At 61.9% G+C, this 25,597-nt stretch carries 20 protein-coding genes; 13 read left to right on the top strand and 7 right to left on the bottom strand.

Features of this window, described 5'->3' with window-relative positions:
- The first annotated feature begins 10 nt into the window (after positions 1-10).
- From BHD07_RS13940 to BHD07_RS13920, 5 genes are all read left to right on the top strand, one after another.
- Positions 11-2,698 carry a cation-translocating P-type ATPase gene (locus BHD07_RS13940; RefSeq protein WP_338280857.1) on the top strand — a complete coding sequence of 896 codons (2,688 nt, stop codon included), beginning with the start codon at positions 11-13 and terminating at the stop codon, positions 2,696-2,698.
- A gap of 313 nt (positions 2,699-3,011) precedes the next feature.
- Positions 3,012-5,336 (top strand): heavy metal translocating P-type ATPase, encoded by a 2,325-nt coding sequence (locus BHD07_RS13935; RefSeq protein ID WP_338280855.1) that lies wholly within the window; start codon positions 3,012-3,014, stop codon positions 5,334-5,336.
- Positions 5,337-5,446: 110 nt separating this feature from the next.
- Positions 5,447-6,490 (top strand): alpha/beta fold hydrolase, encoded by a 1,044-nt coding sequence (locus BHD07_RS13930; protein ID WP_338280853.1) that lies wholly within the window; start codon positions 5,447-5,449, stop codon positions 6,488-6,490.
- 56 nt (positions 6,491-6,546) lie between these two features.
- Positions 6,547-7,128, top strand: coding sequence for an NAD(P)H-dependent oxidoreductase (locus BHD07_RS13925; RefSeq protein ID WP_338280851.1), 582 nt, complete (start codon positions 6,547-6,549; stop codon positions 7,126-7,128).
- Positions 7,129-7,242: 114 nt separating this feature from the next.
- Positions 7,243-7,533, top strand: a complete 291-nt coding sequence (locus tag BHD07_RS13920; RefSeq protein WP_017272068.1) for a hypothetical protein — start codon at positions 7,243-7,245, stop codon at positions 7,531-7,533.
- A 763-nt stretch (positions 7,534-8,296) separates the two neighbouring features.
- On the opposite strand, the gene BHD07_RS13915 is transcribed toward BHD07_RS13920, so the two are convergent.
- Together BHD07_RS13915 and BHD07_RS13910 are read right to left on the bottom strand one after the other, a co-directional pair.
- On the bottom strand, positions 8,297-8,815 hold the full coding sequence (locus tag BHD07_RS13915; protein ID WP_324765294.1) for a GNAT family N-acetyltransferase: 519 nt from the start codon (positions 8,813-8,815) through the stop codon (positions 8,297-8,299).
- 278 nt (positions 8,816-9,093) lie between these two features.
- On the bottom strand, positions 9,094-9,924 hold the full coding sequence (locus tag BHD07_RS13910; protein WP_324765293.1) for a ferritin-like domain-containing protein: 831 nt from the start codon (positions 9,922-9,924) through the stop codon (positions 9,094-9,096).
- A gap of 171 nt (positions 9,925-10,095) precedes the next feature.
- Between BHD07_RS13910 and BHD07_RS13905 the strand changes: the two genes are divergently transcribed.
- From BHD07_RS13905 to hmpA, 8 genes are all read left to right on the top strand, one after another.
- Positions 10,096-12,363: a regulatory protein NosR gene (locus BHD07_RS13905; RefSeq protein ID WP_338280843.1), complete on the top strand. Its 2,268-nt coding sequence runs from the start codon at positions 10,096-10,098 to the stop codon at positions 12,361-12,363.
- 24 nt (positions 12,364-12,387) lie between these two features.
- Positions 12,388-14,307 (top strand): TAT-dependent nitrous-oxide reductase, encoded by a 1,920-nt coding sequence (nosZ, locus tag BHD07_RS13900; protein WP_338280841.1) that lies wholly within the window; start codon positions 12,388-12,390, stop codon positions 14,305-14,307.
- On the top strand, positions 14,307-15,668 hold the full coding sequence (locus BHD07_RS13895; protein WP_338280839.1) for a nitrous oxide reductase family maturation protein NosD: 1,362 nt from the start codon (positions 14,307-14,309) through the stop codon (positions 15,666-15,668). The genes nosZ and BHD07_RS13895 overlap by 1 nt, the downstream gene beginning before the upstream one ends.
- Entirely contained in the window at positions 15,665-16,579 is a 915-nt protein-coding gene (locus BHD07_RS13890) for an ABC transporter ATP-binding protein (protein WP_338280837.1), read from the top strand. The genes BHD07_RS13895 and BHD07_RS13890 overlap by 4 nt, the downstream gene beginning before the upstream one ends.
- Complete coding sequence (locus BHD07_RS13885) at positions 16,576-17,403, top strand: ABC transporter permease (protein WP_127712335.1); 828 nt, start codon at positions 16,576-16,578, stop codon at positions 17,401-17,403. Before BHD07_RS13890 ends, BHD07_RS13885 begins: the two co-directional genes overlap by 4 nt.
- The gene (locus BHD07_RS13880) at positions 17,400-17,960 is read left to right on the top strand and encodes a nitrous oxide reductase accessory protein NosL (protein WP_338280834.1); all 561 of its coding nucleotides are present in this window, start codon (positions 17,400-17,402) and stop codon (positions 17,958-17,960) included. The genes BHD07_RS13885 and BHD07_RS13880 overlap by 4 nt, the downstream gene beginning before the upstream one ends.
- Positions 17,953-18,954: an FAD:protein FMN transferase gene (locus BHD07_RS13875; protein ID WP_338280832.1), complete on the top strand. Its 1,002-nt coding sequence runs from the start codon at positions 17,953-17,955 to the stop codon at positions 18,952-18,954. Before BHD07_RS13880 ends, BHD07_RS13875 begins: the two co-directional genes overlap by 8 nt.
- Positions 18,955-19,174: 220 nt before the next feature.
- Positions 19,175-20,386 (top strand): NO-inducible flavohemoprotein, encoded by a 1,212-nt coding sequence (gene hmpA, locus BHD07_RS13870; RefSeq protein ID WP_338280830.1) that lies wholly within the window; start codon positions 19,175-19,177, stop codon positions 20,384-20,386.
- 91 nt (positions 20,387-20,477) lie between these two features.
- On the opposite strand, the gene BHD07_RS13865 is transcribed toward hmpA, so the two are convergent.
- The 5 genes from BHD07_RS13865 to BHD07_RS13845 all read right to left on the bottom strand — a co-directional run bounded on the left by BHD07_RS13865 (position 20,478) and on the right by BHD07_RS13845 (position 25,241).
- Positions 20,478-20,771, bottom strand: coding sequence for a DUF6522 family protein (locus BHD07_RS13865; RefSeq protein WP_338280829.1), 294 nt, complete (start codon positions 20,769-20,771; stop codon positions 20,478-20,480).
- Between the two features lie 40 nt (positions 20,772-20,811).
- Positions 20,812-22,038, bottom strand: coding sequence for an NnrS family protein (locus tag BHD07_RS13860; protein WP_338280827.1), 1,227 nt, complete (start codon positions 22,036-22,038; stop codon positions 20,812-20,814).
- Positions 22,035-22,709 carry an iron-sulfur cluster repair di-iron protein gene (gene ric, locus BHD07_RS13855; protein WP_338280825.1) on the bottom strand — a complete coding sequence of 225 codons (675 nt, stop codon included), beginning with the start codon at positions 22,707-22,709 and terminating at the stop codon, positions 22,035-22,037. Before ric ends, BHD07_RS13860 begins: the two co-directional genes overlap by 4 nt.
- Before the next feature lie 307 nt (positions 22,710-23,016).
- Positions 23,017-24,642, bottom strand: coding sequence for a copper resistance CopC/CopD family protein (locus tag BHD07_RS13850; protein WP_338280823.1), 1,626 nt, complete (start codon positions 24,640-24,642; stop codon positions 23,017-23,019).
- Positions 24,643-24,710: 68 nt separating this feature from the next.
- On the bottom strand, positions 24,711-25,241 hold the full coding sequence (locus BHD07_RS13845; protein WP_338280822.1) for a YcnI family copper-binding membrane protein: 531 nt from the start codon (positions 25,239-25,241) through the stop codon (positions 24,711-24,713).
- Positions 25,242-25,597: the final 356 nt, after the last annotated feature.

The following is a 25,597-nucleotide window of genomic DNA, read 5'->3' as shown; positions in this document are numbered from 1 at the left end:
AGCGCTTCAAATGACCTTCGTGGCACTCCCAGACCTTGCCTCGCGCGGGGGCTCACTGGTCGGCGGTGCGGGACTTAGCCATGAGGAGGCTCGTCTCCGGCTTACGCGCTTTGGCTCGAACAGCCTTCCGGAACCGCAAGCCTCCTCGCTGGCGATGACTTTCCTGCGCCAGTTCCGCAGCCCGCTGATCTACATTCTGCTGGCCGCGGCACTGGTATCTCTCCTATTGAGCGATCTGAAAGATGCGCTATTCATCAGCATCGTTCTTATCGCGAACGGCATCATCGGGTGTTTGCAGGAGCACACGGCCGGCAAAGCCGCATTGGCGTTGCGCAGACTGGAACAACCGAAGGCGAGTGTCATCCGCGACGGACGCTTGCAGGAAATCGACGCTCGACTGTTGGTGCCGGGCGACGTGGTCGCGCTCGAAGCGGGCGGACGCGTGCCGGCCGATATCCGGCTCCTCTCAGCGACCGATCTCGTTTGCGACGAATCCCTCCTGACGGGAGAATCAGCACCGGTTCACAAGCCCAGCTCGATTGTGGAGGCTGCCTCCGGAAAGGATGGGCGCTCCATGGTCTTTGCGGGCACGCTAGTCACGCGCGGCCGCGGACAGGGTGTGGTCGCGGCGACTGGAGCAGCAACCGAGATCGGCAAGATTGCCACCGAGATCGGCAAGGCGTCCATCACCAAGCCCCCCTTGATGATCAGGCTGGAACGCTTCTCCAAATTCATTGCCTGGATCGTCGCGGTTGCGATCGCTCTTCTCGTCGTTGTGGGGATTGCCCGCGCGATGACGCCGAGCGAGCTCTTTATGATGTCCGTTGGCCTCGCGGTGAGCGCGATCCCTGAAGGCCTGCCGATTGCGATCTCGGTCGCGCTGGCAGTCAGCATGCGACGTATGGCGAAAGCGCACGTCATCGTGCGCAGAATGCCCGCGGTGGAAGCTCTCGGCTCCTGCACGATGATCGCCACCGACAAAACCGGCACATTGACGCTCAACGAACTGACAGTAACGGATATCCGCCTGCCGGACGGCACCGAGATTGTCTGCGATACGGGCGCTGATCTGGACGCCTGCACGATTCGGGGCGATGGAACCCCTCCGGCGGAGGCACGGGAACGTGCCCTTGCCTTGTTCAAGGCCGCGTCGCTGCCCAACGAAGGATCGCTGGTCAAGGAAGCGAATGGCTGGAGCGCCGTCGGCGATACGGTCGACATTGCATTGCTCGCGGCCGCCCGCAAGGCGGGCTTGCCGCGGGAGGCTATCGAGAACGACTATCCGCTTGTCGCCCGAATCCCCTACGAGCCGGACCTCAAATACGCGGCCTCGTTTCACCGCCACGGCGACAGCGTTCGCATCTTCGTCAAGGGTGCCGCGGAAACCCTGATCGATATGGCCGATCGCATGGACGTGGCCGGTCGAGCCGTGCCGATCGATCGGGATATCCTCCTCCATCAGAAGGAAGAGATGGCCGCGCGCGGGCTACGAGTCCTTGCCTTTGCGGAGGGCGAGACGGCAATCAAAACAGAGGGCGGCTTTGGGCGGCATCTCCTGGTCGACCTCGTCTTTCTGGGGCTTGCAGGAATGCAGGATCCGGTACGCCCTGAGGTGCCGCAAGCCATCCGCGATTGCCACTCCGCAGGCGTGGACGTGGCAATGGTCACCGGCGACGATCCCCGAACCGCGGCGGCAATTGCCTCCCATGCCGGGCTGATCTTCGCCGAAGGTCAGGTGGTCATCGGCGAAGACGTGCGCAGGGCCGAGGAAAATGGGCAGGAAAGTCTCGACGCGTTAACCCGCCATGGCCGCATCTATGCGCGCGTTGCCCCGTCAGAGAAGTTGGCGATCGTCCTGTCGCTCGCCCGCAACGGGCACTTCGTCGCCGTCACAGGTGACGGCGTCAATGACGCGCCGGCGCTGAAGCACGCGCATATCGGCGTGGCGATGGGGCGCAAGGGCACGGAAGTGGCGAAGGAGAGCGCCGACATCGTCATCATCGATGACAACTTCGCGTCGATCGTCAGCGGCATCCGCGAGGGCCGGGTCGCCTACGCGAATATCCGCAAGGTCATCTTCATGCTGATGTCGACGGGGGCGGCAGAATTGCTGCTGTTCCTACTGGCAATCCCACTCGGCTTGCCGATGCCTCTTCTTCCCGTGCAGTTGCTTTGGCTCAACCTCGTGACCAATGGCATTCAGGACATTGCCCTTGCCGGCGAAAGTCCGGAAGGCGATGAGCTTAGCCGCGGGCCACGCAGGCCGTCCGAACCGATCTTCGACCAGCTCATGATCCGGCGCATATGGCAGTCCACGCTCGTCATGGGAGCCGGAGGCTTCGCGATGTTCTATGTTCTGCTCGCGCAGGGCTATGGCGAGAGCGAAGCCCGCAATCTGCTGCTGCTGTTGTTCGTGCTTTTCGAGAACTTCCAGACGCTGGCGAGCCGCTCCGAGCGCAAATCCCTCTTCCAGCTCGGCTTTCTCGCCAACCCGCTGCTGCTACTCTCCATCGCAGCGGCTCAGGGCCTTCATATCGCTGCCATGTACATTCCGATCCTCGGGGAAACGCTACAAGTTTCTCCGATATCATTTTCCGAATGGGCGCTCCTGCTTGTTACCGCGTCTTCTGCCCTCCTGGTCGTGGAAATCGACAAATGGCGGGTCCGCAGCAAGCCGGTCGCCCTTTGCGCACTGTGAATTCAGCACCGTCGTCGATCACGGCTGTGCTTCAGGATATCCGCAACGATATCGTTAGCGGGGCGATTTGCATCCATTCGGTGCAAATCGATACCTCCGAGGTCGTAAGTTAGTTGCCGCGAAAGGACATCCAGATCCGCATCGGAGGCCCTGCCGTCCTTTCGGCAACGCCGTGTCGCTAGCTCGCGATCGTGGCAGAACGGCGCCGCCATTCACATAGCACTGTATCGTTTGCATGGGCTGGGCCTTTGCGCGGGATCAAGGCAACGATCCTGTTATCCAGTATTCTTCACGAGATCTGTCGGAGAGCACCTTGACCAAGAGCCGAGTCGTCGAGCCGTTTTGGCAAGGAGGAGAGCTGGGCAAGCGCCTTCTCCTGGCCCTCATCGCTGTAGCCTTGCTCGCCGGCACAGCCGCCTGGCTGGCGGACCGGCCTGACCTCAGCGCCGCGTCCTGGGCTGCCGGAACCGCGATCATCCTGGCGAGCCTTCTTATCGAGGTCGCGATCAGTCTCGGAAGGAAGGAATTCGGGCTGGACCTCATCGCGGCGCTCGCCATGGGCGGTGCCCTTCTTCTCGGCGAATACCTGACCGGCAGCATCGTCGCACTGATGTATACGGGCGGACAGGCGCTCGAGGATTTCGCTCAAAGGCGCGCACGCCGGGAACTGACGGCGCTGCTCAGTCGGGTACCGCGCACCGCCGCTCGCTACGCGGATGGACAGTTGCAGGAGGTTTCCATCGAAGAACTGAATCCTGGCAACCGCATCCTGATACGCCGTGGCGAGGTGGTGCCCGTCGACGGAAACGTGCTGGATGGAACCGCCGTGCTGGACGAGTCGGCCCTAACGGGCGAAGCCCTGCCGGTCCGCCGCCGCTCCGGCGAGCCCGTGACGAGCGGCACGACGAACGCCGGCGATGCGTTCGACATGCTCGCCGCAAGTTCCGCGAGCGACAGCACCTATGCGGCGATCGCCAGGCTGGTGGAGGCGGCGAGGGCCGCGAAGGCGCCGATGGTCCGTTTTGCCGACCGCTACGCGCTGGTGTTCCTCGCGGTCACGCTGCTCCTCGCCGGCGGCGCCTGGGCCATGAGCGGGGAACCGGTCCGCGCGCTCGCCGTGCTGGTCATTGCGACACCGTGCCCGCTCATTCTCGCGGTCCCGGTGGCGATCATCTCCGGCGTCTCCCGCTGCGCCGGCAAGGGGGTGCTCGTAAAGGGCGGAGGCGCTCTCGAGATGCTCGCGCGGATGAAGACGGTGATCCTCGACAAGACCGGGACGATCACCGACGGCCGGGCCCGTCTTATCGAGGTCAAGTCCCGCGTGGATCTCGATCCTCTTGAGGTGCTGCGTCTCGCGGCATCGCTAGATCAGGGCTCACACCATGTGATCGCCCGCGCGCTGGTCGCAGCCGCCCGCGAGCGGGAACTGAAACTTGTCGCACCGTCGGGATCACTTGAAGTGGCAGGTTCCGGCATGACCGGCAACATAGATGGTCACGAAATCGCAGTGGGCGGTTGGGATTTCGTCAACGCCAGGATTGAGGAGACCGCCTTCTCGCGAGAGATCCGGGAGTGGATCCGGAGGGATGGCACCGTCTCGGTTCTCGCCGCGAAGGACGGAATTCTGGCGGGCGCTCTTCTGCTGGCAGACGAGGTCAGGCCGGAGGCCGGCAGCGTGCTCAGGCGATTGCGCGATGCCGGCGTCGATCGGATCGTGCTTGCGACCGGGGATCGCACCGAGCTGGCGGAGAGCCTCCAGGCCTTCCTAGGGTTGGACAGTGTTGCCGCCGAATTGAAGCCCGAGGACAAAACCCGAATTGTCGAAGCGGAAAGATCGGCAGGACCGGTCATGATGGTCGGCGATGGCGTCAACGACGCACCGGCGCTCGCAGCCGCCGACGTTGGGGTAGCCATGGGCGCGCGCGGGGCTGCCGCCTCCTCCGAAGCGGCCGACGTGGTGATCCTGGTGGACCGGCTCGATCGCCTCGTCAGCGCCATCCGCATCGCGCGTCGCTCACGCGGCATAGCCCTTCAGAGCGTCTATATGGGTATGGGCTTGTCCGCCGCTGGCATGATCGCGGCCGCCTTCGGCTATCTGACGCCGGTTCAGGGCGCACTGTTGCAGGAAGCAATCGACGTCGTCGCCATCTTGAACGCGCTGCGCGCTCTTGGAAACCCTAACCGCGGTTGGCGGAAAACAACACGTTTGGCGCACGCGGAGCTCCTGAAGCTCGAAGCCGAGCATGGTGCCCTGATGGACGTCGTGGACGAGATACGCCATACGAGCGCTCGCATCCAGCAGCTCCCGGAAGAGGAAGTGCGCAATCAGCTTGCCCATTTGGACGCCTTGCTGCGACAACGCCTTCTTCCGCACGAACGGCAGGATGACGAGGAACTCTATCCTAGGCTGCGCAGGCAGGCGGGCACGCCGGATGCTCTTGCCGGCATGAGCAGAACTCACATGGAGATCCAGCGTCAGGTCCACAGCTTCACTTCGCTTCGACAAGCGCTTAGCGAACATGGACCGAGCCAGGCACAGCGCTACGAGATCCAACGCCTGCTGCACGGTCTCGAAGCTATCACTCGCCTCCACTTTGCGCAGGAGCTGGAAATCTATCGATCGCTCGAGGACGAGTAATCCAAACGAATAGACGACCCGATGCCGAGCATCTCATCGACCCATTTGAGGCAGATCAAAGTCCTCGCGGCTCAACCCAACTAGGATGCCCTGCAAGATTGAGTTCCGGGATGGCGGCCATGGGTCGGATCGGATGGACATTATCAGCGGTCTTTATCGCAATCGCGGTCGCAGGTGGGATGGTTTTCCTGTCCTACAGCAATGACATCGATCGCGCGCGCTCCGCAGTCGCCAATGGCGCGCGCATTGCCAATACGGCCGCCGGCCCCATCGAATATGCCGAGAGAGGTGACGGCATTCCGCTCCTGTCCATTCACGGTGCAGGTGGCGGATGGGATCAGGGCCTGACCAACGTTGCCGATCTGGTCGGAAGCGGCTTTCGGGTGGTCGCCCCGTCTCGCTTCGGGTATCTGGGAACGCCGATTCCTGCCGATGCTTCGCCGGCTGCCCAGGCCGATGCCCATATGGTGCTGCTCTCCCAGCTTCAGATCGACAAAGCCGTGGTCGTCGGCGTTTCGGCAGGCGCACGCTCGGCGATCGAACTGGCGCTTCGCCATCCGGATAGGGTGTCAGCTCTTGTTCTGATCGTGCCTGGAACTTACGCGCCCGAGAGCCCAGTGATGGTCGAGGGCAGTCGCGGCAGCGCATTTGCCTTCTGGCTGGTCAATACCGGCGCCGATTTCGCATGGTGGGCCACAGAAAAGATGGCTCCGTCGGTTCTCATGCGCTTCCTCGGCGTACCGCCCGAGGTCGTTGAAGCGGCCGCGGCGACGGATCGAAATCGGGTGACGGCCATTATCCGCAGCGTCGAACCGCTTTCGCAGCGCTTCCCCGGCATAAACATCGACAGTGCGCCCAATCTCCACCGCCTGCCGCTCGACAACATCGCCGCTCCAACCCTCGTCGTGTCGGCCCAAGATGATCTGTTCAACACGCTCCCCGCAGCCACATTCGCGGCCAGGAGCATTCCGGGCGCGAAGCTGGTCGTCTACGACACCGGCGGCCATCTGCTCGTTGGGCGTGGGGAGAAGGTCAAGAAGGCCGTGAGCGATTTCCTTGGTCAGACAGGCACAATGGAGCCCTCGGGATCTGGTGCCCGAACGCCTGTTCGGCCAAATTCGCCCGCACCCGCGGTATCGTCGACGCGGTCATGAGGGAACAGCTAAGAGGCACGCAATGGTGTGCCTCAGGTATTTACGAAGCGCAGCAGATGACCAGGCACATAGCGATTGTCCAGGGCCACCCGAACCCGGCTAGGCACCACCTCCTGCACGCCATGGCTGACGCTTACGCCGAGGCCGCCACGGCCGCGGGACACGAGGTGCGGCGTATAGAAGTGACCAAGCTCGAGTTCCCGCTGCTGCGGACCCAGGAAGATTTCGAAACCGGCACATTGCCAACCAGCCTGGAGCAATCGCGGGAGGACATGCGCTGGGCAGAGCACTGGGTCCTTCTGTTTCCTCTTTGGCATACAACGATGCCGGCCCTGCTCAAGGGCTTCCTCGAGCACATTTTCAGGCCGGGCTTCGCGATGGAATACAAGAAGCGCGGCTTTCTCAAACGGCTGCTTGCCGGGCGCTCCGCCCGCATAATCGTCACCATGGGCATGCCGGTGCTTCCTTACCGGTGGTATGTCGGCGCGTATGGCGTTCGAGGTTTCGAGCGCAGCATGTTGGGCTTCGCCGGGATCAAACCCATTCGCGAGAGCTTCTACGGCCTCTCGTTTGCCGACGAGAAGAAGCGCGCGCGCTGGCTCGACGAGATGCACGATTACGGCACACGGGGCGGTTGATTTAGCCTCGAACGGATCGCGATTGGAGGTCCGACTTTGAGCTTGATCAAGGAGTTTCCGTGTGCGAACGCCTTTTTGGTTGGCTCGACTCGCACTCGTGCCGGGAGGACGAAAATGCCCTTGAAGCTGCTCAGTGGAATGATGAAGGCATCGGGAGACGAGGCGCTTCTGATCATGGAAAGAGACGTCGGAGGCGACGAAATCGTTCTTGTTACGAAGGAAGCCCTTCTCGATATCGCCGATCCGCCGCTCTGCAACGAGTGCCGACTGCAGCAATACGTCACCGTCTTCAGCGACATCGCGTCCAAGAAATTCGATGGCAAGGAGCTCGCGCCCGACGGGCGCGTCGCAGTAACCGCGACTGATGTGTCTGTTTGGAAAGTTAATCACCCTGACGCGACTTGAGATCTATCGATCGCAACCAAGCTGGTACGAGTTGCTGGTCAACCATTAGGACACGGCTGCAATGAAGCGAATATGTGGTCTGCAATGTGCTGGCACTGTTGCCCTCCTTCTGATTGTCACTGGCGAGAGCACCGCGGCCGATCAACTCCGCGGCCGCGCCATCGCACAACGCTGGTGCAGCGAGTGTCACGTCGTTACACCTGGACAGGTTCGCGGCTCCGACACTGTTCCGACATTCGCTGAGATTGGTGGATCCGAACGATTTGACGAGAGAAGCCTTTCGGCGTTCTTGGCTACGCCGCACCACTCCCGCATGCCAAACCTATCCTTGACACGTACTGAGATTGCCGACCTCGTTGCGTACATAAAGGCGAAATAGTCCTCGTCCATCGTCGCGGATCAACGCCCGCACCGATCACACAGTGTAAGCGCAGCCACCGAAATCAGTTATCTGGCCACTAACCGGCTGCCCTCACGATCGGCTTGTCGGTAGGCCTCTGCTGAACGGAAGGATAGCTGGGAATTACGGTTTCGTGGCCGTCGCAGCCGGCTTGACTCATGGCGGCGAGCTACGGCGGAAATTGGAACAACCGAGAAAGCTGGCCGTCCTCGCAAGTCTGGAAGTGGAGCGAGCTCCAGCTTCCGCGGTTGCGGTTGAACTTGCCACAGTCATTCACGGTATCGTGGTCCAGACCGGAGATGTCAGCACTCCGGCCGGAAAGCATGCTCCGGCCGAACAAAATTGCTTAAGCGCGGCGGCGTCTCACGCGGCTCTAAGTTCCTTCCGGACGAGGAGGATCGTGGGGTCGTCGGGATCGGTCACGGTGGTGAATCCCATCTGCTGCTCGATTTCGATCGCCGCACGGTTCTCGCGCCGCTCGATCGACTCGAGCACCTTGACGCCCTTTGCCTCGGCGACCTGCGAGAGAAATCCGAGGAGCTCCCAGCCAACGCCCAGATTCTTGTAGTCCGAGCGAATGCTGATTGCCACCTCGCCGCGCTCGAATGCGGGATCACAGGCCAGCATGGCAGTGGCGATCAACGGATCGCCGCTCTCGCCGAAAGCCAAGTAATTCTCCGTCCGGACGTGATCGACATTGGTGAGGGCCGCGATCCGCTCCTTGCCGACCTCGTTCAGGCCAGCAAGATAACGAAAACTCAGGTCCTCTTTGGTGACATGGGTGAAGAATTCGGCAAGCATCGGCTCATCTTCGGCCCGAACGGGCCTGACGTGAATTTTAAGTCCTGTTCGGGTCATCAGATCTGCGGTCCCGTTTCCCATAGTGGTCTCCTTTGGCTGCGCCTTCTCCCTTCCGACAAATGCAAGCGGAAGATGATTGCTGAACATTTAGTCAAAGGAGAATGGAGCGCATTGTTCCGGATCAATCTCCTCTTCACCGCAGGAAACCGACCAAAAAGGCTCGGAGCGTCTGGGTAATACCTCTCCGCTTCGCCGATGTACTAGCGGACGCCGAAATCAAAGCTAATCGTCTATGGATTAGTGGCTTTTAGCGCCGGAGTGGCCCAGGGCCTGTGACGGTGATGTCACCGGGCAGCAGCCTAAAGTTCCCGTGCTGCATAGAGGCAGCGGATGATGTCGCTGGCGAACGACTGCATCCGAGCTCTTGCCGACTCGGTGCCTTCGTGTTCCGCAAGGTCGAGATAGCAATCGAGCAGGAATTCGCAGAGCGGGACCAGCCGCCCGGTGACGTTCGCGGGAACGTGCTGCAAGAGAGGCGTTTCGCCAGGCGGCGTTGCTATTAGGGCGGTCGCGCGCTCCTGCGCCTCGTTCGCCAAGCCGCGCAACCGCTCCGCACTTTCTCCGGGTGCAGCCGCAGGGATGCGTATCAACAGTTCGGCGAGCCGCCCTTCGAGCGTCGGCAAGTCGTCCCCTATTGAGCCGCCTTCCGCGTGGCGCATTTCGTGAAAGGCGCGGCGGCGCTCGCGACGCAGTGTCGCCACATGGCCGAGTTCCTCCCTTGCCAGTCGCTCGGCGGCCTGCCTGATTGCCTCGGAAGGCGCATGCGCCGCCGCATAAGTCCAGAAGACAAAGGCCCGCTCCTCGTTGCGCACGGCCATGGAAAACGCGCGGTACGACGTCAGCAGCTCCGGAGCGACAACGCCCGCCCCCTCGTCGTCAAAGAACGGTTCTGGGAGGTTGACCGGTTGTGGCGCTCTCTCGCCTAGCCATTGGTCCACCTTTCCGAGATGCCCCTCCTCTTCCGCCACAAGGCCGTCGAAGACTGCGGCGAGGTCGGGGCGTTCTTCGGCGCGCATGCGCGCGGCCAAGGCGACATAGCCGTCGACAGCCTCCTGCTCCATTGCTCGGGCGAACGACAGCAACTCTGTCATCGACGCCATTACCCAAGGTTCGGTTCTCTTTTGCGGCATGTCCTGCTCTCCCGGTGGCTCGCGCAAGTAGCGCAGCTTGAGCTCGGTCTTCTGGACCTTCGACACATTGGACCGAGTTGAAGTTAATCAAGTTGATCTGGCGCAAAGAAATTCATTTCCGGCCGTGCGAAATGGCCGCGATGCAGTGGCTCCGTGGGCCCAGGAAATCAGATGTACCAAGCAGCGATACAAAAGAACAAAATCAAACGCCTTCTGCGCGGCCTCGTCGCTCTCTGCATCGCCATCTTGTTGGCCGGTCCAAGCATGGCCACGGGTCAACTTTCCACCTATCTTCAAAAAGTGCAGCCGCAGGAAATTTTTCCAGGTGCAACCCGCTTCGGCGAGGTCATCGGCGATCCGCCGATCGCACCCGTCTTCCGCGGCGACAGCCTGCTGGGTTACGCGTATCTCAATTCCGACGTCACAAGCTCCGTCGGCTATTCCGGCAAGCCCATCCATGTCGTAGTTGGAATCGATCCGAAAGGCGTCGTACGCGGGCTTAAGCTTGTCGACCATAAGGAACCCATCGTTCTAATAGGCATTCCGGAAGCGAAGGTCGTCGCCTCGGTCAATGCCCTCATCGGCAAGGACCTCGGGCGCGTCTCGGCAGGGGCCGATCGGCCCCCGCAAGTCGATATCGTCAGCGGTGCCACCGTAACCGTCCTCGTCATGGGCGACAGCATCGTCCGTTCCTCCGTCAAGCTGATCCGCAGCGGCAGGCTTGGTAGGGATGTTGGCACGGCGGCCGGATCCACCACCGAGATTCGCAAGCTTGATCTTGACAAGACGGATACGAGCGACTGGCGGACCTTGATCGGGGACGGCTCCGTTCGAAGTCTACGGCTGACAGTCGGCGAGGTTTCCGAAGCGTTTCGGCAGGCCGGTCAGCTAGCCGCCGCAGGCCGGCCCGAGACCCACAACCCCGGCGACAGGTTCATAGATCTCTTCGTCGCGCCGGTGAGCGTGCCGGCAATCGGAAGGTCGCTGCTTGGAGATGCTCGTTACGAGCAGATGCGCCATAAGCTGAAACCCGGAGAGGAAGCGATAATCGTCGCGGGAGATGGCGCCTATTCGTTCAAGGGTTCGGGCTACGTTCGGGGCGGTATTTTTGACCGCATCGAACTGCTCCAGGAGGGCCAGGGGCTCCGGTTCCGCGACCGCTATCATACGAGGCTGCCGGCGCTCGCGGCGGTCGGCGCGCCGCGGCTGCGCGAAATCGCCCTATTTGTGATTCCGGCAGAGTTCGATTTTGATGTAACCGCCCCCTGGGAGCTCCAGTTGCTGGTGCAGCGAAGTGCCGGCGGGCGCGAAAAGGCCGTTCTGCCCTATAATCTGGGTTACACCCTCCCCGACGCCTTTGTAACCGTCGAGACAGCCACCGCACAGGCACCGCCGGTCAGCGCCGCCGAAAAGGCCGCACCCGCTGACCCGATTGCGGAAGAGCAGCCCCTCTGGGTGAAAATGTGGGACATGAACCGGCTGTCGGTGGCGGTCACGGTAGCCGCCGTGCTCGTCCTGACGCTGATCTTCTTCTTCCAGGACTGGCTGGTGAAGCGGCCGGCGCTGTTTGCCTGGGTCAGACGCGGCTATCTGCTCTTCACGCTGGTGTGGCTCGGCTGGTACGCGAACGCTCAGCTCTCCGTTGTCAACGTCCTGACATTCTTTAACTCCCTGATGACGGGATTCCACTGGGAGTTCTTTCTCTCCGCACCTCTGGTCTTCCTTCTGTGGGGCAGCCTGGCCGCTGCTCTGCTGTTTTGGGGGCGTGGCCCCTTCTGCGGTTGGCTATGTCCGTTCGGCGCCCTGCAGGAACTGACCAATTATGTCGCGCGATTGCTGAAGGTGCCTCAGGTGAGAGTGCCCTGGGGCCTGCATGAGCGTCTCTGGCCGATCAAGTACATCATCTTCCTCGGCCTGTTCGGACTGTCGCTCCACTCTCTCGCGCTTGCCGAGATGTTTTCTGAAGTGGAGCCGTTCAAGACGGCGATCATCCTGAAGTTCGCCCGCGAATGGCCCTTCGTCGTGTTTGCGCTCACCGTGCTCGCCGCCGGCCTTTTCATCGAACGGTTCTACTGCCGCTACCTTTGCCCGCTGGGCGCTGCACTCGCCATTCCTGGCCGGATCCGCATGTTCGAGTGGCTGAAACGGTGGCCGGAATGCGGTTCGCCCTGCCAGCGTTGCGCCAAGGAATGCCCGGTCCAGTCCATCCATCCGGAGGGTGCCATCAACGTCAACGAATGCATCTACTGCATGCATTGCCAGGAGCTTTACCACGACGATCAGCGCTGTCCGCACATGATCCAGGTGCGGCTGAAGCGCGAAAAATTCATGGCGCTTTCGACCCCGGCTTCCCGGGGGGAAGTGCCGTCGAAGACCGTCGTGACACACAAGGGTGCCCCGATCAGAAAGACTGAAACGGCGCCGGAAAATCCCGTCTGAAGCCAACATCCAAGGAGAGGCACAATGTCAAATGAAGAAACCAAGATGCGTCTGAACAGACGACAGATCCTCGGCACCACCGCCTTCATGGCGGCAGCCGGTGCTATGAGCGCAGGCGGTGCGCTGACGCTTTCTGGCGGCACTGCGACCCCGGCCAAGGCGCAGGCGGCTTCCGACGGAAGCTACGAAGTAAAACCGGGCGAGCTCGACGAATACTATGTGTTCTTCTCATCCGGGCAGTCGGGCGAAATCCGTATTCTCGGCGCACCCTCGATGCGCGAGATGATGCGGATACCTGTCTTCAACCGGTGCAGTGCCACCGGTTGGGGCCAGACCAACGAAAGCCGCAAGATCATGACCGAGGGGCTGCTGCCGGAAACGGTCGAGTTCCTGAAGGATCAGGGGGGGCTTTACCTGAACGGCGACCTTCACCATCCGCATCCGTCGTTCACCGACGGCACTTATGACGGGCGCTACCTCTACGCCAACGACAAATCCAACTCCCGCGTCTGCCGCATTCGGCTCGACGTCATGAAGTGCGACAAGATCATCCAGCTTCCGAACCAGCACACTGTCCACGGGCTTCGGGTCCAGAAATATCCGAAGACCGGGTATGTCTTCTGCAATGGCGAGGACGCCGTGCCAGTCCCGAATGACGGCAAGACTATGGGCGACAAGAACTCCTACCAGGCGATATTCACCGCCGTGAACGGTGAGACGATGGAGGTCGCCTGGCAGGTGATGGTCGACGGCAACCTCGACAACGTCGACGCCGACTACCAGGGCAAGTACTGCTTTGCCACCTGCTACAACTCCGAAGAGGGCTTTACCCTGGCGGACATGATGGCGAGCGAGCAGGACTGGGTCGTCATCTTCAACCTGAAGCGGATTGAGGAGGCGGTCGCAAAGGGCGACTACAAGGAAATCGGCGGCGTACCGGTGCTGGACGGCCGCAAGGGTTCGCCCTACACGCGCTACGTGCCCGTGCCGAACAGTCCGCACGGCATCAACACGGCGCCCGACGGCATCCACGTCGTTGCGAACGGCAAGCTCTCGCCGACCGTGACCGTGTTCGACGTACGCAAGTTCGATGATCTCTTCGATGACAAGATCCAGCCCCGCGACACCGTTGTCGCCGAGCCGGAACTCGGTCTCGGTCCCTTGCATACCGCCTACGACGGCAAGGGCAACGCCTACACGACATTGTTCATCGACAGCCAAATTTGCAAATGGAACATCGAGGACGCCAAGCGGGCCTATGCGGGCGAGAAGGTCGATCCCATTCGCCACAAGCTCGATGTCCATTACCAGCCCGGCCACAACCACACGTCCATGGGGCAGACCAAGGAAGCGGACGGCAAATGGCTAATTTCGCTGAACAAGTTCTCCAAGGACCGTTACCTGAACGTCGGCCCGCTCAAGCCGGAAAACGACCAACTGATCGACATTTCGGGCGACGAGATGGTACTCGTGCACGACAACCCGACCTTTGCCGAACCCCATGACGCGACGATCGTCCATGCCTCCAAGATCAACCCCGTCCATGTCTGGAACAGGGCCGATCCTTTCTTCGCCGATGCGGTCGCCCAGGCTAAGGCCGACAACATCGACCTGATGGTCGATTCGGAAGTCATCCGAGACGGCAACAAGGTCCGCGTTTACATGACGTCCGCCGCCCCGGCCTTCGGGCTGGAAGATTTCACCGTCAAGCAGGGCGACGAGGTCACGGTCTATGTGACAAATATCGACGAGGTCGAGGACCTCACGCATGGATTCTGCATCGTCAACTACGGCATCAACATGGAGGTGGCACCGCAAGCGACCGCTTCCGTCACCTTCAAGGCGAGCAGGCCGGGGGTCTACTGGTACTACTGCACCTGGTTCTGCCATGCGATGCACATGGAAATGAAGGGCCGCATGCTCGTGGAGGCGCAGGGCGCCTGATGGTTCGGTCGAACATATCGGCTTTCGGGATGACGGCGCTTGCCGCCGTCATCCTCGCCTGTCCCGTCTCGGCCGCGACGATTCGGAAGGCTGCCGACGGGTTACCGCTCCAGGCTGTGCTCGACCGCGCCTCGCCCGGCGACGTCATCGTGCTGCAAGGCGAACATCAGGGACCGGTTACAATCGGCAAAACGCTGACGCTCGAAGGCGAACCCGGAGCCCTTATCATGGGCAACGGCAAAGGCAGCGTGATAACCGTGAAGGCGCCGCAGTCGATCGTCCGCGGCCTCGAAATCAGAGGCTCGGGCAAGGACCTTTCTGGAATGGACTCCGGCATCTTCGTGGCACAGACGGCGACCGGAGCGCGCGTGGAGAAGAACGCGATCATCGGCAATCTCGTCGGCATCTATCTTCACGGTGCACGAGACTCCTGGGCGCTCGGCAACCGGATCATCGGCTTGCGCGAGGGCAGGATCAGCGAAGCGGGGGACGGCATATCGGTCTGGAACGCGCCGGGCGCGCGGGTCGTCGACAATGACGTCAGCTACGGGCGCGATGGTATTTTCAGCAAAACGAGCAAGCGGAATGTCTTCAGCGGCAATCGCTTTCGTCAACTGCGATTCGCAGTGCATTACATGTACACGAACGACAGCGAAATCAGCGACAACGTCTCGACGGGCAACGCTGTCGGCTATGCGATCATGTATTCCAGCCGCCTCAAGATAAAAGGCAATCGCTCGGACGGGGATCGCGACCACGGACTTCTGTTGAACTACGCGAACAACTCCCGGATCACCGGCAACATCGTCGTCGGCCGCCTTCAGCCGGCGGACCGCTGGCTGAAGGCGCGGTCCTCGGAACACGGCGTTCGGAAGGCAGAGGACGAGAACCAGACAGTAGATGAAGGCCGCCGACTTGGGCCGGAAAAATGCGTCTTCATCTACAATGCTAACAAGAACCGCTTTCGGAACAACGTGTTTGAGGGCTGCGCGATCGGCATCCACTTCACCGCAGGCTCGGAGGGCAACCTGATCAGTGGCAACTCCTTCATCAACAATCGAAATCAGGTCAAGTATGTTGGTACGCGCCACCTCGATTGGTCGTCTGAAGGACGGGGCAATTACTGGAGCGACAACCCCGCCTTCGACCTCAACGGCGACGGTGTTGGCGATAGCCCCTACAGACCGAATGATCTAATCGACAAGGTGTTATGGACTTCCCCGCAGGCAAAGCTGCTGACCACTAGCCCCGCCGTCCAGGTGATCCGCTGGGCGCAGGCGCAGTTTCCGGCGATCCTGCCCGGCGGCGTCGTCGACAGCCACCCGCTGATGGTGCCGGCAGACAGGAAGGTTGTGCAATGACCGGGACAGTCGAGATAGTCAACGTCAGCAAGTGCTACGGAAACTCGACCGTAGTGCGGGACATTTCTTTTGGATTGCGAGCAGCCGAAACCGTCGCGCTCGTCGGGCATAACGGCGCCGGCAAGACCACTCTCATCAAGCTGATGCTCGGCCTAATCCGGCCGACAAAGGGTCTGGTGCGTGTCCTCGGAGAGAACCCGGCGACGGGCGACTTCGCGGTACGTCAACGCCTCGGCTATCTCCCGGAGAGCGTCTCCTTCAACATGGCGCTGACAGGGCGGGAGACTCTGCGCTTCTACGCACGGCTGAAGCGGGTGGACTGTGCAGCCGCCAGCGATCTTTTCGAGCGCGTCGGGCTAGCCGAGGAAGCCGTCGACCGGCCCGTCCGGACCTATTCCAAGGGCATGCGACAACGTCTGGGCCTGGCGCAGGCCCTGCTCGGCACGCCACGGATCCTGCTGCTCGACGAACCCACTAGCGGACTCGACCCGGCCCTGCGGCGGAACTTCTACGAGCTGATCACCGAACTGCGGGCGAAGGGCACCACCGTGCTGCTCTCGTCGCACGCCCTTACCGAACTCGAGGGCCGGGCCGATCGCGTGATCATCGTCAACAAAGGCGTGAAGATCGCAGACGGAACACTTGAGGAGCTTCGTGGCATCGCCCGGCTGCCGACGCGAATCAACCTGACGTTCTCCCAGGCCGACGCCACGCCTGCCTGGCTGAACGGCGGCATGAAATGGTGCCGCAGCCCGCACGGCGTCCTCGACGCGGAAGTTTCCTCGGACCGCAAGATCTCGCTGCTGCATGAGATCACCGCAGATGCTGCGCTGCTCTCCGGCTTGACGATCACTGAACCGACGCTTGATGACCTTTACGCGCATTTTCTCAAGGGTGGGGTAACGAAATGAGCAATATCTTCACCCTCGCCGGGAAAGAGATCCAGGAAGGCATGCGGAACCGGTGGGTACTGGCAACCACCTTGCTACTGACCGCACTTGCCCTGACGCTGTCCTTCCTTGGCAGCGTGCCGACCGGTAGCGTGGGCGTCGACAAGCTTGATGTCGTCATCGTCAGCCTCTCGAGCCTCACCATCTTCCTCGTGCCGTTGATCGCCCTCCTGCTGTCGCATGACGCGATCGTCGGCGAGATGGAGCGAGGAACGATGCTGCTTCTCCTCAGCTATCCTATCGGACGCCGTGAGGTCGTCTTCGGGAAGTTCCTCGGTCATCTGGCGATACTCGCCTTCGCAACGCTCTTCGGCTACGGCGCGGCTGCTGCCGCGCTGGTCGCGACGGGAAGCGCTGTCGGACCGGATAGCTGGCGGGCCTTCGGGTCGATGATCGCGTCCTCGATCCTCCTTGGGGCCGTGTTTGCGTCGATCGGCTATCTTATAAGCTCGATGGCCAGGGAGCGCGCGACGGCCGGGGGCATCGCGATTGGAATCTGGCTGTTCTTCGTGTTGATCTACGACATGGCGCTGCTCGGCGGCCTCGTTGCCGCGCAAGGGCTGGCCATTCCGACCGGGCTGCTCAACCTGCTCCTGCTCGCCAACCCGACCGACGTCTATCGCTTGCTCAATCTCGGTTCCGGTGGGGCACGCGCTCTTTCGGCCCTGGGAGGCGTCGCCGACCACACCGGCCTTTCCGCGCCCGTTCTGCTTGCAGCGTTCGGGTTCTGGACGCTCGCACCGCTGGGATTCGCCACGTTGATCTTCTCAAGGAGGGAGCTATGAGGTTCACGGTCGCCACTGCCATCCTCGCCGCAACGCTTGTCCTTGCCGGCTGCCAGAAGGAGGAGGATGCGACGATGCCCTCCCCCTATGCGCTCACGGCCGATGCAATGGGACGCTACTGCGGCATGAACGTCCTCGAGCATCCGGGGCCGAAGGGCCAGATCATCCTGCAGGACATCCCCGAACCCATCTGGTTTTCTTCGGCGCGGGACACCGTCGCCTTTACGATGTTACCGGAGGAACCCAAGGACGTCGCCGCGATCTATGTTTCGGACATGGGCGCAGCGCCGAGCTGGGGGGAGCCGGGAGCGCAGAACTGGATCGACGCGACAAAGGCGTTCTACGTCATCGGCAGCAAGGTAAGGGGCGGAATGGGGGCCGAGGAGGCGGTGCCGTTTTCGAGCGAACGCGCTGCACGGGATTTCGCTGAAAGGAATGGCGGCCGGGTGACCGGATTCGAGCAAATTCCCGCGGACTATGTACTGGGGACCGGGGCCTCCGAGTACGGCGCGGGAATCGAAACCGAGAGCCATGGGGAGGCTCAAACTCGTGGTTAGCCCGATTACGCGCCGCAGGGCGATCTGCATCATGGCCGCTGCCGCCGGACTCCCGCTGCTGGACCTTGGCGGACGTGCCGAAGCCGCAGTGGCCGCGTTGACGTGGAGAGGCCGCGCCCTGGGCGCGCCCGCGACACTGATCCTGAACTTAGAGAGCCAGGCAGCCGCGGCGCGGCTCATAGACCGAGTCGTTGCCGAGGTGTCGCGCCTCGAGAGGGTGTTCAGTCTTTACCAGAGCGATTCCGTCCTCTCCGAACTGAACCGAACCGGAGCGATTGCCGCTCCGCCGTCGGATCTGGTGAACCTGCTCGAGGCGAGCCATGACTTCTGGGTGGCGACTGGTGGAGCCTTCGACCCCACCGTTCAGCCTCTGTGGACGCTCTATGCAGAGCACTTTTCCGCCAGCGACGCTGATCCTGCGGGACCGCCGGAGGCCGCGAAGAGGCGCGCAATGTCGCGCGTCGGCATGGACAAGCTCAAGTTCAGCCGCGATCGCGTCGTATTCTCCCGACCGGGAATGGCGTTGACCCTCAATGGCATAGCGCAGGGCTACATCACCGACCGGATCGTCGGCCTACTCAAGGATGCGGGTATGGCAAACAGTCTCGTCAGCATGGGCGAAACACGCGCCATCGGGGCGCAGCACGACGGTCGGCCGTGGCGGGTCGGACTTGCGACGCGAGAAGATGCCGGCACGCCGGACAGCGTACTGAACCTCGTCAACAGGGCCGTCGCGACCTCGAGCCCGGACGGCTTCCAGTTCGGCGGCTCCGGCCGGTTCGGCCATATTCTCGACCCGCTGAGCGGGGCAACGCCAAGACTCTATCGACGGGTCAGCGTCGTAGCCCCGACTGCGACGGCTGCCGACGCCTTCTCAACCGCCTTCAGCCTTATGGGCAGTTCGGCTGTCCGCATCGCGTGCGAGCACCATTCGGAACTGACCGTTGATATGATCTCCACTTCGGGTGCGCACGAGCGGTGCGGCCGTGCGTGACGCCGGTGGCCCAAAGATCCGGGGGTCCGAAAACGACAAGATCTGAAGCTCAATCCGCGCAATTCCGCTCTGTTGCTGAGTAGAATTCAAGGTCTGCGTCAGCGTCAGCGGAATGATGCACAGTCAGTGCAGCCGAGACAGCTGCACTCGTATTTTGAACAGGGCGCAGTCAGAGCGCCCCGGTTTGAAGAGCCGTTCAGCGGCCAAAGGAGAGCCCCAAATGCTGACCCAGAAAACCAAAGATATCGTCAAAGCCACGGCCCCAGTGCTCGCGCAGCACGGGCATGCGATCATCCAGCATTTCTATAAGCGGATGTTTCAGGCGCACCCGGAACTCAAGAACATATTCAACATGGCGCACCAGGAAAGGGGCGAGCAACAGCAAGCGCTCGCACGCGCCGTCTACGCCTATGCGGCCAACATCGAAAATCCGGAGAGCCTTTCGGCGGTGCTGAAGGATATCGCCCATAAGCACGCCAGCCTTGGCGTGCGACCGGAACAATACCCCATCGTCGGAGAACATCTGCTTGCATCGATCAAGGAGGTGCTGGGAGATGCCGCGACAGATGAAATCATTTCAGCCTGGGAACAGGCCTATGGCAATCTGGCGGATATTCTGGCTGGCATGGAGAGTGAGCTCTATGAGCGCTCGGACGAACGCTCCGGTGGTTGGACCGGCTGGCGTCGTTTTATCGTCCGTGAGAAGCACCCGGAGAGCGATGTCATCACCTCATTCGTGCTGGAGCCGGCGGACGGTGGACAGGTGGCGGATTTCGAGCCTGGACAATACACGAGTGTCGCGGTGCATGTGCCAAAGCTCGGGTACCAGCAGATACGCCAATACAGCCTTTCGGATTCTCCGAACGGACGCAGCTATCGCATTTCCGTCAAGAGAGAAGATGGCGGCTTGGGGACGCCCGGCTACGTCTCGTCCTTGCTGCACGATGATGTCAATGTCGGCGATGAACTCAAGCTCGCCGCTCCCTACGGGAATTTCTACATCGACGTCACCGCGACGACGCCGATCGTTCTGATAAGCGGCGGAGTCGGTCTGACGCCGATGGTCAGTATGCTGAAGAAGGCGCTCCAGACACCGCCGCGGAAGGTCGTGTTCGTGCATGGCGCACGAAACAGCGCAGTGCATGCGATGCGTGACCGTCTGAAGGAAGCCTCCCGTACCTACCCGGACTTCAAGCTGTTCATCTTCTACAACGAGCCCCTGCCGACGGATATCGAGGGGCATGACTACGATTTCCCCGGATTGGTCGACGTCGAGAAGATCAGGGACAGCATTCTCCTCGAGGAGGCCGACTATTACATCTGCGGACCGGTTCCGTTCATGCGGATGCAGCACGACAAGCTGCTCAGTCTTGGCATTTCCGAAGCGCATATTCACTACGAAGTATTCGGTCCCAATTTATTCGCCGAGTGAGGGCAGCACCGGACGAAGCGGTTTCTCCCAAGGGCCGAGGGGCCGGCCTTCGGACTGGCTGCGGCTGGGCTTGCGCTGCGAAGGGTCTGGGTCAAGATGCGTCTGAGGTCTGCGTGATCTCAGTTCGCGAGCTCGCGCGATAAAAGGTCACTTCTTCGCTGATCACGCGATCCTCGCTGTTCAGGATTGCGGTCCATATTCGGTTCCCGATTTTGACGCGCAAGCGGCACGTGCCAGCGTCTTCACCCTCGCCGCGCTCGACCGTGCTGGTGACGAGTCCCCTACGGATGTTCCGACGCAAGTCGTCGCTTGAGAGCTGGAAACGATCCGCGAGCGCAGCGGGGTCGAATGTGAAATCTCCATTTTGATCTCGTTGAACCTGCATGACTCTCTCCTGCAAGATACATCTAATCGGAGGGGCATTCTCAAGCACCGGCACCTTGGTGCTCTGCGGACATAGAAACCCCTTCCGCGGCCGTGATGCCGTTGCCACGCTCGACCTTATTGCCGAGTGCGGCGCTGAACGCGGGTCTAGGAACAGGACCGCTCATGGCCGGAAAATATGCGACGAGGAAGAGCGTCCACCCCGCCATCCAACAGATTGCGGCAGCAGCGACGGTGTCGAAAGCGTTTTCATTCAACCAGCCGCCGGAAATCCGCAGCAGCGCCGAGAGCGACACGAGTGAGAACGCGACCGCCATGGCCCGACCGAGGATCAGGAACTCGCCGTCGCGGACCATGGCTGGCCGCATCATCAAAGCCGCGATCATCGTGCTCATCGCGCCCATCGTCAGCGCGTGCAGGGCGTCATCTGCTGGAACCTGGTCGGGTATAATAGCTGAAAGACCGCCGAGAATGAGCGCCGTCGGTGTCCAGGCGAAGGCAACATGCAGGATGAACAAGGACGGATAGTGGCGGGTCTCCAGGATCTGCCATGCGCTCATCTGCCACAGCAGCACAGCGCCCGAAAACAACAGCAGGAGACCTGGCAGCGTGGGCGGACAAGCGCCATGAAGACAGGTCGCGACGAGAATGCCCGCAGCCGCCAGGTGCGAAAGCTCCCGCCGGTTGCGGAGGGACCTCCCTCCCCCTGCCCGGTCCAGCCAGGAGCGGGTGAAGGCGGGGACGGCGCGCCCGCCTATAAGAACGATCAGCGCGGCATAAAGCAGCGGCATGGGACTCGGGCCATCGCCGATGCTAGCCAAGGCATTTATGCCAAGCGCGCCTGTTCCAAGCGGCGCCCAGCACCGATCCCACGCCCCCGAGACCACGACGCCACAGATCAGCATCGACGTCAGGAACGCGAAATAGGCCGATACCCCGATCGCAGCAGCGATTAGGGGTAGATGCTCCGAGAGCGCGCCAGTCAGGCGGGCGGCGCACCATAGGCCGGTAGCGATCATAGTGGCGGCCGGCGGTACGGGCCCCCTCTTCGTCCAGGCCGGCAGGGCCGTCAGCAGATAGCCCCCTGCCGCAGCTCCCCCCATGCCGAACACAAGTTCGCGGCTGTGCCACTCGACCCTGTCCGGTGCGAGTTGTTGCGGGAGGAGCCAGACCATCGGCACGACAAGCGCCCATAGTCCCGCGAGAAAAAACAGGGGTCGGTATGGCGCCCGCCAGATGGAACCCCAATCGGTCGACTCGTAAGTCAAACGGCCGCCTGGGACTGGTCTTCGAAGCGCGGAAACAGCACGGCGTTCTCGAGATGCATGTGCGCGATCAAGTCGTCGGTGAACTTGCGCAGTCCCGTATAAAGCGCGGTCCACGAGCCGCAGGCGTCTGGCGGCAGCGAAAGCCCATGGGTCACATGTTCGATCGTCCGGAGATGCTCCGCCTCCTCCTCGTGCTCGTCTCGCATCCGCATGATCGGATGGGCGATCACCGCACTGCCGCCGCGTTGCATCATCGGGAAGAGGACCTGCTCTTCTTTCATCATGTGGCTCTCAAGGTTGTCCCGCAAGTGCTCAAGAACCTGGGAGAGCCCGATCGGTGCAGAGCGGTGGTCTCCGTGCACCCGCTCCACCTTCTGGGCGAGCGGGATGAGCCAGGCGAGCTCCGCACGGTGCGTCTGGTGATATCTGTCCAGGATGTGTCCGATGAGGTCCGATGTCTGCGCAGGTGCATCTCGTCTTGCGGCCACGACGAGGGATTGCAACTCTGCAAGCAGCGCCGACGGTGCGAGACCCGCCTTAACGGCGGCTTCCGAGAGTCGGACGTCGCCGCCGCAACAGAAGCTGATGTCATGTCCCCGGAATAGTTGCGCGGCTCCGGGCAGCTCTGCTGCGATTGCTGACACAGTGTTGTCGAGGCTTATTTCCGTCATGAGCTTTTCCTTTGCCGTGTTTCTTCCCAGGTGTGTGCTTGGATTCCGCTGGCCGAAGCCAGTATCGCGCCGAATTCGCGTCCCTGAATTCGACATTCCTTGTGCAGAATTTTGGTCCGCACGTCTTTGCGCCTGCGCAAACAGTGCTTTTCAACGTCGCGCTCCAGAATTGTGCTTTCGCAGAGAGAGAGCACGCGCGCCTTTGTGCCTGCAGGAAAGTGGCTTGCCGAATGTCTTGTCGAACACGGCGTCCTGGCCGCTCGAGACTTCGCCCCCCAGTGGATGTTAAGCTAAGCAAGGGGCATCTTCAGGGCCGGATTCCAACCTTGCCCTCGAGCTTCACGAGCTCGAAATCGGAGACCAGGAGATCAAGCCGCACATGCCAAGCGCCGGGCAAGGGCACCACGAGACCATCGACGCGCCAGTTTCTCTCCCCGGCGGGCTGCGCGGGCCGCCGGATCGCTTCTATGCCAGACGCGGGATTGGAAAGGACGAGCGTCACCTCCCTTGGCGCGAGGACCTGCCCGTCCTTGCCGAACACCTCGATGAATGCCGCCACCTGACCGACACGGCCTGGCGAGAGCCGCACATTCGCCATGGCTCGCGCTGCATGGAGATGAACGGCTGCAGGTCGGGAAGCGGCAACTTCCAATGCGCGCGGCGGGGGCGTGAACCGCCATACTGCGGCTACGCCGAAGATCAAGACGGCGACGACGGTTTCGATGGCGATCGACCGAGCGAGGCGCCCTGCAGCCGGTGCGTCACGTCGCTCTGCCGGCTCCGTCAGCCGCAGGCGATTAAACACCGCAAGAGCAAGAAGCAGAACAAACAAAGCCAATTTGGCGAGGAGGACCGCCCCGTAGGCGGTCTCAACCAATGCTGCCGGTTTGCGAACCTGGGTCACGGCCAACACCATGCCAGCGACGATCAGCAAGGCGAGAACGAGCGGGATCGTGGTAGAGAAGCGGCGCAGCATGCCCGCAGACTCTGGTGTGCGACGTGCCAGCGCTAGTCCCAGCGGTGTAAGCACTCCTGTCCAGAACGCAATCCCGACGCCGTGAAGGAAGACCATCGGGCGCGTAACCCATTGCGGTTCCGCGGCGCTGGCATGGCCGCTCAGCGCAAGTGCCAGACCGGTCCCGCTGAGCGCAGCCAGAGAAAGAAGGCGCCCCCAGCCGCCCTTCGCGACCAGCGCAAAGGTCGCCATCACAGATGCAAGAACGGCGACGACGGAGGTCCGGCCGAAGCTAGTGCTCATTCCAGCTTGCCAAGTAGCCAAATGCACGAGGCGCCGAAGAGGAACGGCGAGCGCGTCGAGACCCTGGAAACCGACAGACAGCAGCGCTCCGACGAGTCCGACGCCGAGAATGATGTGAATGGCCACGGTTCCGGAGCGCTCGCCCTTTCCAAGCCACGACAGCGCGAACGACCCGCCAATTCCTAGAAAGAGGCCGAGATAGAGGGCGAGCTTTGCCATCCATATTGCCGTGCCAACCTCCCAGTCTATGCCCACTGCGGCTGCGGGAGGCGTTGCGCTCGGCGCCCCAATCGTGAAGATCACCGAACCACCGATCGGATGTCCGTCTTCGGAGACCACACGCCAGGAAAGCACATGCGTGCCCCGGACGAGTCTGGATGGTGGTTCGATTTTCAGTGTTCGATCGCGTAGCTCGTAGTGTTCGAGGCTAACGCTCGAGCCGTGCGGCCCGACCAGTCTGAGGGAGAGCGGCGAGATCACCTCGCTGAAGGTCATCAAAAACGCCGCAGGCGCCTCGGCGAGCACGGCGTTGTCTGCCGGGTTGGTCTCGACCAGCGATGCATGCGCGAAGGCCGTTGCGGCGAGCCAGAGCCATGCGGAACAGGCCAGCACCGAAAGCGCCAGCATGCGAGCCGGGGCGTGGCATCGGCGTCCCTCCAAGCGCGGGTTGATCATGCCAATCTCCGTCAGCCATATAGGGAAGCGCGCCTCGAGTGCACGCTTCCCTCCGCCTCTCATTGTTTTTAGTGGCTGCCCGCCTTTTCGAGGAGCTTTACACCGGGAGCCGGAAACTCGAGATCGTCGCCGCTCTGGCCTTCTGCCGGGATCTCGATCCATCGTTCAGCCGCGCCGTCGGGGCACTCCTGCACGGTCGGGAAATAGAGCACCTTGCCCGCCGGCAGGTCCGACGTCAGATAAACGCGCACTACGAACTCATCGTACTCGTCGTCTCCCAGATGGCCCCCCTTCCACAGCACCTCCTTCACGCCCTCCTTCGTCGGGGTGCCGTGGTTGTCGTAGGACTTCTCGTAGGCGCCGCTTACCTTCTCCAGGGTCCAGCCGGGCTTGGGCATCGGCTTAACGGCAATAACGCCCTCCGGAATCTGGACGCGCACCGCGTTGGTCGGCTTCCCGTCGCAGCCGTGCGGCACGCGGAAGACGGCCTTATAGCTCGCGCCTACCGGAGCTTCCTTCGTTTCGAGCGAGGTGTGAGCGATCGCCGCTCCCGCACCAACGGCAATCAGGGGGGCGGTCAGCACCAGTTTCTTTAGCATTGGACTTCTCTCCTTATCGAATGCCGGCTCGCGTCGGCGGGGTTCGCGAGGACCAGCGTCGCCGGTCCGCTTCACAGCTGAAGGGGTTGAGTTGGGGACTGGACAGCAGCCCGCAGTTCACGAAGTTCGGATAGCCCGCACCTCGACTAACGTTGGTCCAGGCGCCAGGAAGTTTCCGGCGTGGGAAAACACGCTCGACGCGATCTAGGCAGTCGGCGGCGGAGCTCGGGGACAGCCGGGATCATGGTCGCTTCTGCGAACCAACAGCTCGCAGGATGGGGGCAGGACAGCGCTTGAAGACCGCGGCGTTACAGGAACCGACGCGAGACCGCCAGGTGCTGCAGGCAAAGCTGAGG

Origin of the sequence: Sinorhizobium sp. KGO-5 (genome assembly GCF_036245905.1) — a bacterium.
Lineage (GTDB): Bacteria > Pseudomonadota > Alphaproteobacteria > Rhizobiales > Rhizobiaceae > Sinorhizobium > Sinorhizobium meliloti_A.
This window is presented reverse-complemented; position numbering and strand designations above follow the sequence as displayed.

Excerpts from the sequence above, each read along its gene's own strand:
- BHD07_RS13940 (WP_338280857.1), top strand. The coding sequence starts at position 11 with ATGACCTTCGTGGCACTCCCAGACCTTGCCTCGCGCGGGGGCTCACTG.
- BHD07_RS13930 (WP_338280853.1), top strand. The coding sequence starts at position 5,447 with ATGGCGGCCATGGGTCGGATCGGATGGACATTATCAGCGGTCTTTATC.
- BHD07_RS13925 (WP_338280851.1), top strand. The coding sequence starts at position 6,547 with ATGACCAGGCACATAGCGATTGTCCAGGGCCACCCGAACCCGGCTAGG.
- BHD07_RS13920 (WP_017272068.1), top strand. The coding sequence starts at position 7,243 with ATGCCCTTGAAGCTGCTCAGTGGAATGATGAAGGCATCGGGAGACGAG.
- BHD07_RS13915 (WP_324765294.1), bottom strand. The coding sequence starts at position 8,815 with ATGGGAAACGGGACCGCAGATCTGATGACCCGAACAGGACTTAAAATT.
- BHD07_RS13910 (WP_324765293.1), bottom strand. The coding sequence starts at position 9,924 with ATGCCGCAAAAGAGAACCGAACCTTGGGTAATGGCGTCGATGACAGAG.
- BHD07_RS13905 (WP_338280843.1), top strand. The coding sequence starts at position 10,096 with ATGTACCAAGCAGCGATACAAAAGAACAAAATCAAACGCCTTCTGCGC.
- nosZ (WP_338280841.1), top strand. The coding sequence starts at position 12,388 with ATGTCAAATGAAGAAACCAAGATGCGTCTGAACAGACGACAGATCCTC.
- BHD07_RS13895 (WP_338280839.1), top strand. The coding sequence starts at position 14,307 with ATGGTTCGGTCGAACATATCGGCTTTCGGGATGACGGCGCTTGCCGCC.
- BHD07_RS13890 (WP_338280837.1), top strand. The coding sequence starts at position 15,665 with ATGACCGGGACAGTCGAGATAGTCAACGTCAGCAAGTGCTACGGAAAC.
- BHD07_RS13885 (WP_127712335.1), top strand. The coding sequence starts at position 16,576 with ATGAGCAATATCTTCACCCTCGCCGGGAAAGAGATCCAGGAAGGCATG.
- BHD07_RS13880 (WP_338280834.1), top strand. The coding sequence starts at position 17,400 with ATGAGGTTCACGGTCGCCACTGCCATCCTCGCCGCAACGCTTGTCCTT.
- hmpA (WP_338280830.1), top strand. The coding sequence starts at position 19,175 with ATGCTGACCCAGAAAACCAAAGATATCGTCAAAGCCACGGCCCCAGTG.
- BHD07_RS13865 (WP_338280829.1), bottom strand. The coding sequence starts at position 20,771 with ATGCAGGTTCAACGAGATCAAAATGGAGATTTCACATTCGACCCCGCT.
- ric (WP_338280825.1), bottom strand. The coding sequence starts at position 22,709 with ATGACGGAAATAAGCCTCGACAACACTGTGTCAGCAATCGCAGCAGAG.
- BHD07_RS13850 (WP_338280823.1), bottom strand. The coding sequence starts at position 24,642 with ATGATCAACCCGCGCTTGGAGGGACGCCGATGCCACGCCCCGGCTCGC.
- BHD07_RS13845 (WP_338280822.1), bottom strand. The coding sequence starts at position 25,241 with ATGCTAAAGAAACTGGTGCTGACCGCCCCCCTGATTGCCGTTGGTGCG.